At 70.9% G+C, this 12,546-nt stretch carries 14 protein-coding genes; 2 read left to right on the forward strand and 12 right to left on the reverse strand.

Annotated features, from left to right (window positions below):
- Nucleotides 1–407: DDE-type integrase/transposase/recombinase (locus CFE50_RS21965; RefSeq protein ID WP_286737217.1), on the forward strand; the 407-nt coding region annotated here is incomplete at its 5' end.
- A 215-nt stretch (nt 408–622) separates the two neighbouring features.
- Complete coding sequence (locus CFE50_RS21970) at nt 623–1,183, forward strand: RBBP9/YdeN family alpha/beta hydrolase (protein ID WP_286737218.1); 561 nt, start codon at nt 623–625, stop codon at nt 1,181–1,183.
- Nucleotides 1,184–1,200: 17 nt separating this feature from the next.
- Here CFE50_RS21970 and CFE50_RS21975 read toward each other — a convergent pair whose 3' ends face one another.
- Genes CFE50_RS21975 through CFE50_RS22030 form a run of 12 tightly spaced genes read right to left on the reverse strand, consistent with a single transcriptional unit; the run spans nt 1,201 to nt 12,458 of the window.
- The gene (locus tag CFE50_RS21975) at nt 1,201–1,893 is read right to left on the reverse strand and encodes a hypothetical protein (protein ID WP_286737219.1); all 693 of its coding nucleotides are present in this window, start codon (nt 1,891–1,893) and stop codon (nt 1,201–1,203) included.
- A complete protein-coding gene (locus tag CFE50_RS21980; protein WP_286737220.1) occupies nt 1,890–2,312 on the reverse strand; it encodes a hypothetical protein in 423 nt (140 codons plus the stop codon). The genes CFE50_RS21975 and CFE50_RS21980 overlap by 4 nt, the downstream gene beginning before the upstream one ends.
- Nucleotides 2,309–3,475 carry a type II secretion system protein GspL gene (locus CFE50_RS21985; RefSeq protein WP_286737221.1) on the reverse strand — a complete coding sequence of 389 codons (1,167 nt, stop codon included), beginning with the start codon at nt 3,473–3,475 and terminating at the stop codon, nt 2,309–2,311. Before CFE50_RS21985 ends, CFE50_RS21980 begins: the two co-directional genes overlap by 4 nt.
- Before the next feature lie 4 nt (nt 3,476–3,479).
- Complete coding sequence (locus CFE50_RS21990; protein ID WP_286737222.1) at nt 3,480–4,067, reverse strand: type II secretion system protein GspJ; 588 nt, start codon at nt 4,065–4,067, stop codon at nt 3,480–3,482.
- Nucleotides 4,064–4,405 (reverse strand): prepilin-type N-terminal cleavage/methylation domain-containing protein, encoded by a 342-nt coding sequence (locus CFE50_RS21995; protein ID WP_286737223.1) that lies wholly within the window; start codon nt 4,403–4,405, stop codon nt 4,064–4,066. The genes CFE50_RS21990 and CFE50_RS21995 overlap by 4 nt, the downstream gene beginning before the upstream one ends.
- Nucleotides 4,402–4,860 carry a GspH/FimT family pseudopilin gene (locus tag CFE50_RS22000; RefSeq protein ID WP_278442412.1) on the reverse strand — a complete coding sequence of 153 codons (459 nt, stop codon included), beginning with the start codon at nt 4,858–4,860 and terminating at the stop codon, nt 4,402–4,404. Before CFE50_RS22000 ends, CFE50_RS21995 begins: the two co-directional genes overlap by 4 nt.
- Before the next feature lie 6 nt (nt 4,861–4,866).
- Nucleotides 4,867–5,307: a type II secretion system major pseudopilin GspG gene (gene gspG, locus CFE50_RS22005; protein WP_027601436.1), complete on the reverse strand. Its 441-nt coding sequence runs from the start codon at nt 5,305–5,307 to the stop codon at nt 4,867–4,869.
- A gap of 23 nt (nt 5,308–5,330) precedes the next feature.
- Nucleotides 5,331–6,536 (reverse strand): type II secretion system inner membrane protein GspF, encoded by a 1,206-nt coding sequence (gene gspF / locus CFE50_RS22010; protein ID WP_286737224.1) that lies wholly within the window; start codon nt 6,534–6,536, stop codon nt 5,331–5,333.
- 24 nt (nt 6,537–6,560) lie between these two features.
- Nucleotides 6,561–8,018 (reverse strand): GspE/PulE family protein, encoded by a 1,458-nt coding sequence (locus CFE50_RS22015; RefSeq protein ID WP_286737225.1) that lies wholly within the window; start codon nt 8,016–8,018, stop codon nt 6,561–6,563.
- A complete protein-coding gene (gene gspD / locus CFE50_RS22020; RefSeq protein ID WP_286737226.1) occupies nt 8,018–10,024 on the reverse strand; it encodes a type II secretion system secretin GspD in 2,007 nt (668 codons plus the stop codon). Before gspD ends, CFE50_RS22015 begins: the two co-directional genes overlap by 1 nt.
- Nucleotides 10,021–10,788 carry a hypothetical protein gene (locus CFE50_RS22025; protein WP_286737227.1) on the reverse strand — a complete coding sequence of 256 codons (768 nt, stop codon included), beginning with the start codon at nt 10,786–10,788 and terminating at the stop codon, nt 10,021–10,023. Before CFE50_RS22025 ends, gspD begins: the two co-directional genes overlap by 4 nt.
- Nucleotides 10,788–12,458, reverse strand: coding sequence for a bifunctional UDP-sugar hydrolase/5'-nucleotidase (locus CFE50_RS22030; RefSeq protein WP_286737228.1), 1,671 nt, complete (start codon nt 12,456–12,458; stop codon nt 10,788–10,790). The genes CFE50_RS22025 and CFE50_RS22030 overlap by 1 nt, the downstream gene beginning before the upstream one ends.
- Nucleotides 12,459–12,546 lie beyond the last annotated feature (88 nt).

Raw genomic sequence — 12,546 nt, forward strand, 5'->3', positions numbered from 1 at the left:
TCGTGGGCTGGGCGTTTTCCGCCACGCCTGATGCTGATTTGGTCATCCAGGCCTTGGACAGGGCTTACGAGCAGCGCGGTCGGCCTCGAGAGGTGCTCTTTCACAGCGACCAGGGGAGCCAATATGGTAGTCGACGCTTTCGCCAGCGGCTTTGGCGCTACCGCTTCAACCAGAGTATGAGTAGACGAGGTAACTGCCTGGACAACTCACCCATGGAGCGGCTGTTCCGCAGCCTCAAGACGGAATGGATACCAACCCAGGGTTACCTGAGTGCTACGCAGGCACAACAGGACATCGGTTGGTTCCTGATGCAACGCTACAACTGGCAACGGCCGCATCAGTTCAATGGCGGGCTACCGCCCGCCATTGCCGAGGAACGACTTAAACCAGTGTCCGGGATTAGTTGACCACTACAAGCCTTAGCCACGTAGCGTGGAAAACGGCGCAGCCTTTTCCACGGGAGACTTCGTGGCAAGGAAGCACCCTCACCCCAGCCCTCTCCCAAGGGGAGAGGGGGCTATCCAAACCAAAGCCTGGCATAACCAAAGCGCCTTTTATTCTTTCTCCTACGGATCAACCGTCGGCACTATCGATGCTCCCCTTTCGTCCGCGGAGCACCGCCATGACCCGCTATCTCATCCTTCCCGGTTGGCAAGGCTCGGGCCCCGAGCATTGGCAGACCCACTGGCAACGCCGTCTGCCGGATGCCCGGCGGGTCGAGCAGGACGATTGGCAGCGTCCCGATCCGCAGCGCTGGGTCGCCGCTCTCGATGCGGCCATCGCCCAGGCCAATGCGCCGGTGGTGCTGATCGCCCATAGCCTGGGCTGCGTGACCGTCGCGCGCTGGGCGGCCAGCGCCCCGGTAGCCCGCCGGCAGCGGGTGCTGGCGGCCTTGCTGGTGGCGCCGGCCGATGTCGAACGTCCCGGCTGCCCGACGGAGCTGGTGGATTTCGCCCCCTTGCCACGCCAGCCGTTGCCCTTCCCTTCCAGGATAGTGACCTCGGACAACGACCACGCCATCAGTCTGCCGCGGGCCGAAGCCCTGGCCCAGGCCTGGGGCAGCGAGCTGGATATCCTGCCCGGGGCCGGCCATATCAACACCCGTTCCGGCCATCGGCAGTGGGAGGAAGGCCTGCTCCACCTGGCCAAGCTGGAGTCGAGCCAGGGCCTGCGCGTCGCCTGATCCCTGCCCTTCCAGCTTCAGAAGCGCCCCATCACCTGGCTCTGCCCGGGCCTGAGCCAGCCGATGTTCTGCAGCACCGACGCCATGTCGCTGCCGGGCTGCGCCGTGCCCTGCACCTGCCCGCGCCAGTTGGCCAGGCTCAGGCGCAGTTCCAGGCGATGCTGGCCAGTGCGCTCGAAGACCCCCTGCAGCCAGGGCGCCGTCTGGCAATCCACCTGCAGCCGGGACTCGCCCAGGGCGAGACGCCGAGGCGCCAGGAGCTGCAGGCCATCGCCCTGCCATCCGCCACCCGCCGCCTGGCAACGTCGCCAACTGCCTGCCAGGCGTACCTCACCCACCAGCCGGCCGGCGAGCAGCGCGCTGCCCGGCGCCTGCAGCCAGCGCAGGTCACCTCCGGCGAGATCGGCCTGCCATTGCCAGGGCCAGCCGCTGAGGACCATGGCCCAGGGCGCAGCCTCGGACTCGCCGATCCTGACCTGCAACCGGCCCGGCCAGCGCAGCTGCCATTGCCAGGGGCCGGCACCACCGCCTGGCCAGTCGAGGCGCTGCATGCCACCACCAAGCAGGGAACCCTGCAGCCCCACCGGCGTGACCTGGGACGGTAGCAGCCGCGGCAGCCAGTCGGCCGCGGGCCAATAGAGCAGGCAGCCCAGGGCGAAGATCAGCAGGGCGAACAGGGTAACGACCAGGCGCGCGAGCCAGCGCATCATGGCGTCCGCCCCACCAGCACCGCCAGGACGTCCAGTTCGAAAGCCACGCCTCCTGACTGGCTGCGAATCCTGAGGGTCTGCGGCAACCAGCCGCGTGCCCGCGCCCAGGCCTGCAGCCGTTCCACCGCAACGATATCCGCCGCTTCGCCACGCAGGTGCCAGACCGGCTCGGCCAGGGTCAGGGCGCTGAAGGTCACCCCACCGACCGCGCCGCGCCAGTCCGCCTCCTGCAACCGCTGGGCGACCGGCAGTGCCCGGGCCTCTTCGGCGAGGCGGACCCAATCCACCGCAGCCGGGCGACTGCCAGGCGTGGAGCGCAGCCAGAGGATGGCGGCCAGCAGCAGAATGACCAGACCGCCGAGGACCAGTCGCTGGCGGTCGGCGGGCAGCCGCTGCCTGCGCTGCAAGAGGGTGCTCATGGTCGTTTCTCCGTCGGGACTGCCAGGCGCAGGGTCAGACGCCCGGCCTGCCGTTGCCACTGCAGGGTAGCGAATTCCTCGCCGAGTCGGCTGCGCAAGGTCTTGTCCAGACTGGCGGGGCCTTCCAGCACCAGCTGGATGCTCTGCTCATCGAGCGACCATTCCAGCAGACGCAGCCCTGGCGCGCTGGTCAGGGCGGCGCCAAGGGGTTCCCTGAGGCGCTGCCAGAGGCGCCACTGGCCCTCCAGCTGCCGCTGGGTGCGGCTGGCCAGCTGGAGTTCGCGTTCGGCGCGGCCGGCCTCGAGACGGTCGCTGGCCAGACCCAGCCGCTGGGCGACATAGGCCCGGTCGAGCTGGGCCAGTCGCCATTGCTGGACCTGTTGCAGGCCCAGGTGCAGGATCGCCAGCACCGCGGCCGCGGCCATACCCAGCACCAGCGGACGCGGCAGGCCCAGCGCGGGCCGACTGCGACGCTGGCCCTGACGCGGCCAGAGATCCTGGGGCGCAAGGCCGGCGACGGGCCGGGGCCAGAGCGGATCGCCGCAGACCTCGGAACCGGCTTCGAGCAGCGCGGCCAGGGCGGGCGGCAGACTGGCTTCGAGGGCAGGCGGCCAGGTCAGCCAGACCTCGTGGCCCTCGACGCGGGTCTTGAATCTCAGGCCTTCGCCCAGGCGCATTCCGATCCCGCTCTCGGCGGTGGGCTCGGGCAGCAGCTGGAAATCGACCCAGCAGGCCGCCACCGTCCAGCCGCAGGCGGCGCAGTGCTCACGCCAGGCCGCCAGCAGCGCCCGATCCAGGGCCAGCAGGCGCAACCGGCCTGGGCTGCGCCCGAGGCAGATCAGGTGCTGGTCGCTGGCGTCCGCCAGCAGCTGGTCTTCCAGCAGCAGGCCCCACTCGTGCGGACGCAGCCCCTTGGGCGCGGCGACATCGAACAGGCTGCAGTCTTCGCCGTGCAGCAGCAGGGTCACCGGCTGGGTGGACGTGGGCAGCGCTGCCGCGGTTTGCAGTTGGCCGTCCTGGAGGCGCGCGGCCACCAGCGGATTGTCCGGGCCCGGCGGACCGGGTCGCCGCGTGCGTAGGAGCAGCCGCGCGGAGCTGTGGGCGGGGCCGAGGTCGCGGCGCAGCAGGGGCAGCAGGCGCCCGAGCGGTAGGGAGGCGAGCATGGGGTCAACCTGTCTGAGGCAGGGCGAAGGTGCAGACATAGCCGGCACCCTGCAGGCTAAAGGTCAGCCGTACGCCGTTGGCGGGTTCGGCCGGGGGCGGATAGGCGAGCCAACGGCCGCCGCCGTGGAATTCCAGTTGCAGGCGCTCGACGCCGGGCTGATCGAACACCGGTTGCCACACCGGGGCCTCCACCGCATCCAGCTCGGCACTGCGCCAGAGTCGCAGCCGTTCCTGGGCCGCATCCCATTCCAGGCGCTGGCGACGCAGGCGACCGGCGCCCTGCCCCGCACTCAGCGGCAGGCTGTCCAGGGCGACCCAGTCCAGGCGGTGCTCGGCGGGGCGCCAGTCCAGCAGGGCGTTGTGCAGCGGTAGGCGGTGCTCCTGCAGCGGGCGCAGGACCAGGCCACCCAGGCGCCGCTCCAGCAGGCCGCAGAGGTCCAGCACCCGGGCGTTGGTCGATTCCCGCGCGGCCAGGCGACCGCGGGCGTCGAGCCAGAGATTGACCAGACTGCCGAGCAAGACGGCGAGCAGCGCCGTGAGGGCGATGGCCAGCAGCACCTCGATCAGGGTCATGCCCGCCTGGTTCCTCATGGCTGGACTCCGGCCTGGATCGGCCAGTCGCCCAGGCTCCGACTGAGCGCGGCATCGGCATAGAGCTTCAGCCGCCCGCCGAGGGGGCCGCCTGCGCCCTCCAGGCGCCAGTAGCAGCGTTCGCCACCCTGGCTCAACTCGCCCTGGCCGGCGGCCAGGCCTTCCACCTGCGCCCGGGCGGTGAGTTCGCGGGCGCAGAGCTGGGCCAGCTCGCGGGACTGGGCGACCCCGGCGATGTCCAGCCGCTGGCCGATCACCTGGCTGACGCCCACCGCCATGAAGGCGACGATGGCCAGGGCCACCAGCACCTCGAGGAGGGTGAAGCCGGTCTGCTTCATGGCCGTTCCACCGAGGCGCGACCGCGCCCGTCGACCACCAGCAGCCACTGCCGCTCGTCTTCGGCAAAGGCCAGGCGCCCGCCCTGGGTATCGCCATTCGGCCACCAGATCAGCCGCGGCTGGGCACTCACCGGTTCGGCCAGTTGCAGACCGGATGGCCAGCGCCCGTCCGGCAGATCGGCGCTGGCGAGGGGTTGCCAGCGTGGCCCGCGGGTATCGGCCACCAGTTGCAGATAGCGAAAGCCGGTGGCGTCGGCCTGCCAGCCGAGGATGCGCCCACTGCGGCGAGCGGTGTCCCGCGCCAGCTGGAAGTCGCCCGCCAGGCTTTCCAGGCGCCACTGCCCGGCCGGACTGCCGCCGCCCAGGCGCGCCACGCCTACCGCGGTGAGTAGGCCGACGATCAGCAGCACGACCATCAGCTCCAGCAGGGTGAAACCGCCCTGGCGCCCCGGCATGGCAGCTCAGAGGGTCCAGTTGCCGATGTCGGCGTCGCTGCCCTCGCCGCCTTCGCGGCCGTCGGCGCCGAGGCTGTAGAGATCCACCCGGCCATGTTCGCCAGGGATGCGATAGCGATAGGCGGCGCCCCAGGGATCTTCCGGCAGGCGGCGGATATAGCCGTCGGCGCGGTAGTTGCGCGGCTCGGGGGCCTGGGTCGGCTTGCTCACCAGGGCGGCGAGGCCCTGCTCGGCGGTGGGATAACGCAGGTTGTCCAGGCGATACATGTCCAGCGCCTGCTCCAGGCTGGCGAGATCGGCGCGGGCCTTCTGCTGCATGGCCTTGTCCTGGTTGTCCAGCACATTGGGCGCGACGATGGCCACCAGCAGGCCGATGATGAAGATCACCACCATGATCTCGATGAGGGTGAAGCCGGCCTGGCGGGCGGGTACGGCATAAGAGCGCATCGCGAAAGTCTCCTTGGGGTGCATCAGAGGTTGAGCGCCTGGTTGAGCTGCATGATGGGCAGCAGGATGGCGAGCACGATGGCCAGCACCACGCCGCCGAGGATGAGGATCAGCACCGGTTCGAACAGCGCCAGGGCCAGGTCCACCTGCTGGTTGAAATCCCGCTCCTGGGCATCCGCAACCCGCTCCAGCATGGCGTCGAGGGTGCCGCTGGCCTCGCCGCTGGCGACCATGTTCACCAGCAGCGGCGGAAACACCGCGGTGCGGTCCAGCGCCCGGCCGAGACCGGTGCCGGCGGTGACCTGCTCGATGGCGGCGTCCAGGGCGTCGCCCAGGACCTGGTTGCCCAGGGTAGCGCGACTGACCTGCAGGCCTTCGAGCACCGGGATGCCGCTGCCGACCAGGATCGCCAGGCTGCGGGTCAGGCGGGCGCTGTCGAGGGTGCGCAGCAACTCGCCCAGGCGCGGCAGGCGCAGCAGCTGGCGATGCCAGCGTCGCCGCCACGGGACCTGGCGCAGCAGGCGCTGCAGGCCGACACCGGCCAGCAGCACCAGCCCCAGCAACCAGGGCCCGGAGACCAGCAGGCCATCGCTGACAGCCACCAGGGCGCGGGTGATCCAGGGCAATTGCAGGCCGCTGTGGATGAATTGCTCGGTGAGCTTGGGCACCACGAAGGTCATCAGACCGGCCACCACGGCAATGGAGACCAGGGCCAGCGCCAGGGGATAGATGAGCGCGGTGCGCGCCTTGTGGCGCTGGCGCTGCACCCGTTCGAGATAGTCGGCCAGGCGTTCCAGCACCGGGCCCAGGCGCCCGGCCCGTTCGCCGGCGGCCACCAGGGTCAGGTACAGCGGATCGAAGGTGCCGGGATGGCGACCCAGGCTGTCGGCCAGGGTGTAGCCCTCGCGCACCTGGCCCAGCAGATCCAGCAGCAAGGCCTTGAGCGCCGCCTGGCGACTCTGGCGCTCGAGCATCTGCAGGGCCTCGGCCAGGGGAATGGCGGCGCCCACCAGGGTCGCCAGCTGGCGGGTGAAATCGGTGCGGCTGTTGGCGTCCAGTCGTCCGCCGCGACCGCGCGCGCCGCGTACCGGCCCGCTCGCCTGCACCTCGCGGGGAAAGAGGCCGCGCTCGCGCAGCAGCTGGCGGGCATGGCGCTCGCTTTCGGCCTGGATGACATCGCGCTGGCGACGCCCGTCGCCGTCCAGCGCCAGGTAACGGTAGGCCGGCATCAGCGCAGGGCTCCGCCGAGGACGTTACTGGTGCACCGCACGCAGCACCTCCGCCAGGCTGGTCTCGCCCGCCGCCAGGCGCGCCAGGGCGCCCTCGGCGAGGGTCGCGCGACGGCCTTCCAGCAGTCGCGCCATCTCGCCTTCACCGGCGCCTCGATAGATGAGCTCGGCCAGTTCGGCGTCCAGGGCGACGAATTCATAGAGCCCCAGGCGACCGCGATAGCCACTGCCGTTGCACGCCGCGCAGCCCTGGGGTTCGCGCAGCCGTTCGAGGCCGGCCAACCCCGGCAGGAGCGCCTGCTCGGCCGGACGCAGCGGACGCCAGGCGGCGCAGCCACAGAGCCGCCGCACCAGGCGCTGGGCCAGCACCCCCTTGAGGCTGGAGGCCAGCAGGAAGGGCTCCACGCCCATGTCGCGCAGGCGGGTGATGGCGCCCAGGGCGCTGTTGGTGTGCAGGGTGGAGAGCACCAGGTGACCGGTGAGACTGGCCTGCACGGCGATGCCGGCGGTCTCCACGTCGCGGATCTCGCCGATCATGATGACGTCCGGGTCCTGGCGCAGGATGGCCCTCAGGCCGCTGGCGAAGGTCAGGCCGGCACGGGGGTTGACCGGGGTCTGGCCGATGCCGGGCAAGGCGTATTCCACCGGGTCTTCCACGGTGAGGATGCTGCGGCTGCCCTCGTTGAGCAGGCCCAGGCTGGCATAGAGGGTGGTGGTCTTGCCCGAGCCGGTCGGCCCGGTCACCAGCAGGATGCCGTTGGGCTGGGCCAGGGCACCACGCAGGCCAGTGTCTATGGCCGGCGGCAGGCCGAGGCGCGCCAGCTCCAGCAGGCTGGCCTGCTTGTCGAGGATGCGCATCACCACCCGCTCGCCGTGGACGCCGGGCAGGGTCGAGACGCGGATGTCGACGTCGCGGCCGCTGGCTCTCAGGGTGATGCGACCGTCCTGGGGCTGGCGCTTCTCGGCGATGTCCAGCCGCGCCATGACCTTGATCCGCGACACCAGCATGGCCGACAGGGCCCGCGGTGGGCGCAGCACTTCGCGCAGCACCCCATCCACCCGCACCCGTACCACCAGTGCCTGCTCGAAGGTCTCCACGTGCAGGTCGGAGGCGTCCAGGCGCAGGGCCTCGGCGAACAGGGCATTGATCAGGCGGATCACCGGCGCCTCGCCGGCGCTGTCGAGCAGGTCCTCGACCCGCGGCAGCTCTTCCATCAGCCCGGCCAGGTCGACGGTCTCGCCCAGGCCTTCCACCAGGGCTTCGCTGGTGGCCTGGCCGGCTTCGTAGAGCGGCCCCAGACGCTGTTCGAAGACCTCGCGGGGGAGCCAGTCGCAGCCCAGCGGCGGCCCATGGCGACGCTGCACCTCCTGCAGCAGCGCCAGGTCGGCATCCGTGCGGCACAGCAGCCGATAGCCGTCGGGCACGGCGGCCAGGGCGATTCCGGCCTGGCGCGCCAGGCGATAGGGCAGCGCCGGCGTCATCAGAGACCGTCCAGGCGCGCCCGCGCCGAGGGATAGAGACTCTGCAAAGTCGGCGCGCCGCGACTGCCCGGCGGGGTGGCCGGCAAGGCAGCGGCCGGGGCAGCGGCGCGCATGCCGCGATACTTGTCTTCGCTGATCTGCTGCACCAGCGCCGGATCACGCAGGATGCGCGGGCGGATGAACACCACCAGATTCTGCTTGGTGCTGGAGCGGGTGCGCGACTTGAACAGATTGCCCAGCACCGGCACGTCACCCAGCAGCGGCACCCGCTGGTCGCTGTCGTTGCCCTCGTTGCTGATCAGGCCACCGAGGACGATGAGGCCGTTGTCCTCGACCATCACCGTGGTCTTGATCTCGCGTTTGTTGGTGACCACGTCGCTGGCGCGCACGTTGTCGGCCAGCGAAGAGACCTCCTGGACGATCTCCATGCGCACGGTGTCGCCTTCGTTGATCTGCGGCTTGAGGCGCAGCTTGACCCCCACCTCGCGGCGCTCGATGGTCTGGTAGGGATTGGCGTTGTTGCTGGTGACCGAACCGGTGACGAAGGGCACCTCCTGGCCGACCATGATCGAGGCCTCGGCGTTGTCCAGGGTCAGCAGCGTCGGCGTCGACAAGAGGTTGAAACCGCTCTCGCTGCGCATGGCCTGCAGCAGGGTGACGAAATTCAAGCCGCTGCCACCGATGCGCCCGACCCCGGCGGAGATGCCCTGCATGCCCGACAGTAGACTGCCCAGGACGGTGGTGTCCTGGTTGGCCGCGGCGGCGGCGATGCCGTTGATGGGCGTGCCGTTGGTGAAGTTGACGCTGCCCGCCGGCAGGTTGCCGTTGCGGTCGAGAAACAGCCACTGGACACCCAGCTGGTTGGCCTTGGTATCGGTGATCTCGGCGATGATGGCCTCCACCACCACCTGGGCGCGACGGATATCCAGCTGGCTGATGATGCGCTTGTAGCCGGCGAGCTCCCGTGGCGGACCGATCAGCACGATGGAGTTGGTCCCCAGATCCGCTTCCAGGCGAATGCCAGGCACCCCCGGCGCCAGCGTCCCGCCGCTCTTGGACAGCGGGGCTTCCCCTTCCGCCCCACCCTCCATAGGGGTGGTATTACCAGCGGTGGGCGCCGCGGGAATCTCCACCCGTGCCTCCTGGGTGACCTCGCCGCTCAGGCCGCGCAGTACCTTGACCACCTCGCCGGCCTTGGCGTGGTGCAGATAGACCACCTCGGTGTCGCTGGCGGCATCGCGGGAGACGTCCAGCTCCGCCACCAGCCGGCGCACCTGGCGGCGCACGGCCTCGTCGCCGCGCACCATGAGGGCGTTGCTGCGGGCGTCCGCCAACACCTGGACACCGCCACCGGCCTGGCCGCGACTGGCCAGCAGGCGCTCCACCAGCGGCGCGGTGTCACGCGCCTGGGCATGGCGCAGAGTGATCATCTCCACCGGTTCGTCGCGGCCGCGGTCCAGCCGCGTCAGCAGTTGGCCGATGCGACTGAGGTTGCTGCGCCAGTCGGTCACCACCAGCAGGTTGCTGGCCGGATAGGGCGTGGCCACCCCGACCCGGGTGTCCATCAGTGGACGGACGATGCCCAGCAGCTGTTCGAGATTGCCACCGCGCACGGCGAACACCCGGGTCGCCACGGTATCGCCGGCCCCGGCCTTGGCCGGGGCGCCGTCATCCAGTTCCACCGGCAGCGGTTCGGTGCGCGCCGCCTGGTCCGGCAGGATCTTCACGCTGCCGTCGTCCAGCTCCACCGCGGCGTAGCCGTTGGCGCGCAACTGGGCCAGGGCCAGGGCATAGACATCGTCGGCGGCCAGCGGCTGGGCGCTGCGCACCGTCAGGGTGCCGCGTACCCGCGGATCGATGACGAAGTTGGTGCCGGTGATGCACCCGACGCTTTCGATGAACAGATCAATCTCGGTGTTCTCGAAGTTGACCTCGAAGCGTTGTTCGGCCTGGGCGCCGAGCAGCCAGAAGGCGAGGAGCAGGCCGCAATAGCTGCGTTTCTTCACAGGGACAGTCTCACGGGTAGGGCCAGGGCACGCCCCTGACGTTCCAGTTCCAGGGTCAGGGCGCCGGTGGCGCGCCAGTGCGGCAGGCGCTGCAGGAGCGCCCGGGTATCGGCCACGGGGACGGCATCCACCCGCCGCAGGACGTCGCCGGGTTCCAGGCCCAGGCCACTGAAGAAGGCCGGCTCGGCGCCGGGTTGCAGGCGGTAGCCGGTCAGCTCGCCATGCTCGCGCACCGGGGTGGCGCGAATGCGTCTGAGCAGACCGGCCAGGTCGCCCTCCTCCGCGCTCGGCAGGGGCGCGGCCTTGACCGGCGCCGGCTTGGCCGTACCGCTGGCGGCGAGCCCGACGAGTTCGCGCGGCGCCGGCCAGGGCAGCCGCTCTTCGCGATCGCCGCGGGTGAAGACCAGGCCCTGGGCGTCGATGGCGGTCAGCACCAGACCGGGCGCCAGGCTGTCGCCCTGCACCAGGGACAGCTGGCGATCGCCGTGGCGCAGCACCACCACCGAGCCGTCGATGGGCACCGCCTTGATCGCCCCGACCCACTGGATCGGCAGGCTGCTGGGTGCGGCCTGGCTGGCGGCGCGCCAATGGCCGGCGAGCAGATCGGTGGCCGGTGCCGCCTCGACCTGGGCGCTGGGCGTGGGCGTCGGCAGCCACAGCAGGCGCAGGTCGCAGACCACCCGCGCCGCCAGCCAGGCGGCGATGCCCAGCCACAGCAGGGTCAGCAGCCGCAGCGCCAGGGGATGGATGAGCAGGCGCGCCATCAGGCCAGAGACTCCAGACGCCGGCGCACGGCGGCCAGCGGATGCCAGCCCGGATGGCCTTCGACGAACTCCAGGCGTGGCGGCGCCAGGGGTGCCAGGCCCCAGTCGGCGGGCCGCGCGCGCAGATAGGCTTCGAGGCGTTGCCACAGCGCCTCGCCGGTGCCGAGTTCACGCCCCAGGGCAAAGGTGCGACAGGTAAAGGAGGCGCCCAGGGGTGCCTGCAGCGGTCCGATGCGCTGGCCGCGCGGCGCGCCGTAGCGGCAGGTCCACTGAACGCCGAGCAGCCGCGGCAGATCCTGGCTGTTGTCCAGCAGCAGGGGTTCGCCGAAGCGGTTGTCGGCGGCCTCTTCCAGGAGCGTGCGCAGACCGTCCGCCGAGGTGGGCAGATCCAGCACCGTGGCCTCGTGGCCGCCACAGAGGGCGATCAGGTGCTCGCGGGTGATCCAGTCGCCCCGCCGCAGGGGCAGGTCGTATCTCAGCCCGGGCAGCAGCACCGGCTGCGCATCGCCACCGCCCAGGGCCGCGGCGATCAGGGCATCCCAGCTGCCGCCGAGCAGGTCGCGGCGCCAGAGGTCCACCGGCGCCCGTGCCAGGCGCTGGTCGAGCCAGCCGGCATGGGGCGCCCGGGCCTGCGCCAGGTGCCGCTGGTGGTGTTCCAGCAGGGCTCGATCGGGGACGCGCTCGGCCTGCACCGGATGGAAGACGGCGTCCAGGCGCCAGCCGTCGCGACTGCCCCGGCAGCGGATCTCGAAGATACCGACGCCGCGGCAACCCGGCAGGCAGACCGGCAGCGGACGCCCGCTGCCGCGCATCACCGGGATCAGTTCCGGCCAGAGATCCTGGCCGCGGGCGCAGAGCAGCAGGTCCGCTTCCTCCAGTCGCTCGGCCAGCCACAGGCCCGGCCCGCTGCCGACATCGGCCAGCACCACCAGCAGATCGGCCTTGCCCCGGGCCTCGGCCAGCACCGGACGCAGCCGGGCATACCAGTCGGCCAGGGGCGCCTGCTGGTCGCTGGCATAGGGATCGGTCACGCCGACCAGGGCGATGCGCACCCCGTCACGCTCGATCAGGGTGAAGGGGGCGACGCCCAGGGTGGTGCGCTGTTCTTCGGTAAGGGTGGCGCCCAGCACCGGGCGACCGTAGCGGCGATAGAGGGCGGCGCTGCGCTCGGGCCAGAGCAGGCGTTCGTCACTGCTGACGCGGACCTCGCTGCCCAGCAGCTGGCTGCCCTCGACCCCGGCCTCGCCACGGGTCAGCTGGGTCAGGCCGCTGCCGTTCCAGCACTGGCCGTTTTCCAGGGTCAGGCTGCGGGTCGCGCCCTGGCGGGTGCGCAACTGGGTCAGCTGGCAGGCCAGGGCGGCATAGCCACCATAGCGCTGGCCGTCGCCACGCCCGGCGTCCAGCAGCGGTGCCAGTGCGGGAGCGAGACGGGCCGCGTCGGCGCCGGTACGCCAGGGCGCGGCGCCGATACGACCGGCCGGTCCGAGGCGCACCCGCGGCACCACCGGCCAGCCGGGTTCGCGGGCATCCAGGGTGTCGGCGACATAGAGCAGCTGCAGATCGCTGTCCGCCGAACTGGCGGAAAAGCCCCGGGCACAGCCACTCAGCAGGGGTGCCGTGGCGCCCGCCGCGAGCCAGCCCAAGACCTGGCGTCGTGCCCAGTTGCCCATCCGATGTCTGCCTTGCGCGCTTAATGAGGGCGGCATCCTAGGCGGCGAAAAGCTACAAACTCATGACAAAACAGCAGGTTACAAACTG

This window comes from Pseudomonas sp. PGPPP4 (assembly GCF_002256045.1).
GTDB lineage: Bacteria > Pseudomonadota > Gammaproteobacteria > Pseudomonadales > Pseudomonadaceae > Chryseomonas > Chryseomonas oryzihabitans.

What these genes read in the sequence shown, in the direction of transcription:
- CFE50_RS21980 (WP_286737220.1), bottom strand. Translation starts at nt 2,312, where the DNA reads ATGAGCACCCTCTTGCAGCGCAGGCAGCGGCTGCCCGCCGACCGCCAG.
- CFE50_RS21995 (WP_286737223.1), bottom strand. Translation starts at nt 4,405, where the DNA reads ATGAAGCAGACCGGCTTCACCCTCCTCGAGGTGCTGGTGGCCCTGGCC.
- CFE50_RS21975 (WP_286737219.1), bottom strand. Translation starts at nt 1,893, where the DNA reads ATGATGCGCTGGCTCGCGCGCCTGGTCGTTACCCTGTTCGCCCTGCTG.
- CFE50_RS21985 (WP_286737221.1), bottom strand. Translation starts at nt 3,475, where the DNA reads ATGCTCGCCTCCCTACCGCTCGGGCGCCTGCTGCCCCTGCTGCGCCGC.
- gspG (WP_027601436.1), bottom strand. Translation starts at nt 5,307, where the DNA reads ATGCGCTCTTATGCCGTACCCGCCCGCCAGGCCGGCTTCACCCTCATC.
- CFE50_RS22000 (WP_278442412.1), bottom strand. Translation starts at nt 4,860, where the DNA reads ATGCCGGGGCGCCAGGGCGGTTTCACCCTGCTGGAGCTGATGGTCGTG.
- gspF (WP_286737224.1), bottom strand. Translation starts at nt 6,536, where the DNA reads ATGCCGGCCTACCGTTACCTGGCGCTGGACGGCGACGGGCGTCGCCAG.
- CFE50_RS21970 (WP_286737218.1), top strand. Translation starts at nt 623, where the DNA reads ATGACCCGCTATCTCATCCTTCCCGGTTGGCAAGGCTCGGGCCCCGAG.
- CFE50_RS22030 (WP_286737228.1), bottom strand. Translation starts at nt 12,458, where the DNA reads ATGGGCAACTGGGCACGACGCCAGGTCTTGGGCTGGCTCGCGGCGGGC.
- CFE50_RS21990 (WP_286737222.1), bottom strand. Translation starts at nt 4,067, where the DNA reads ATGAGGAACCAGGCGGGCATGACCCTGATCGAGGTGCTGCTGGCCATC.
- CFE50_RS22015 (WP_286737225.1), bottom strand. Translation starts at nt 8,018, where the DNA reads ATGACGCCGGCGCTGCCCTATCGCCTGGCGCGCCAGGCCGGAATCGCC.
- CFE50_RS22025 (WP_286737227.1), bottom strand. Translation starts at nt 10,788, where the DNA reads ATGGCGCGCCTGCTCATCCATCCCCTGGCGCTGCGGCTGCTGACCCTG.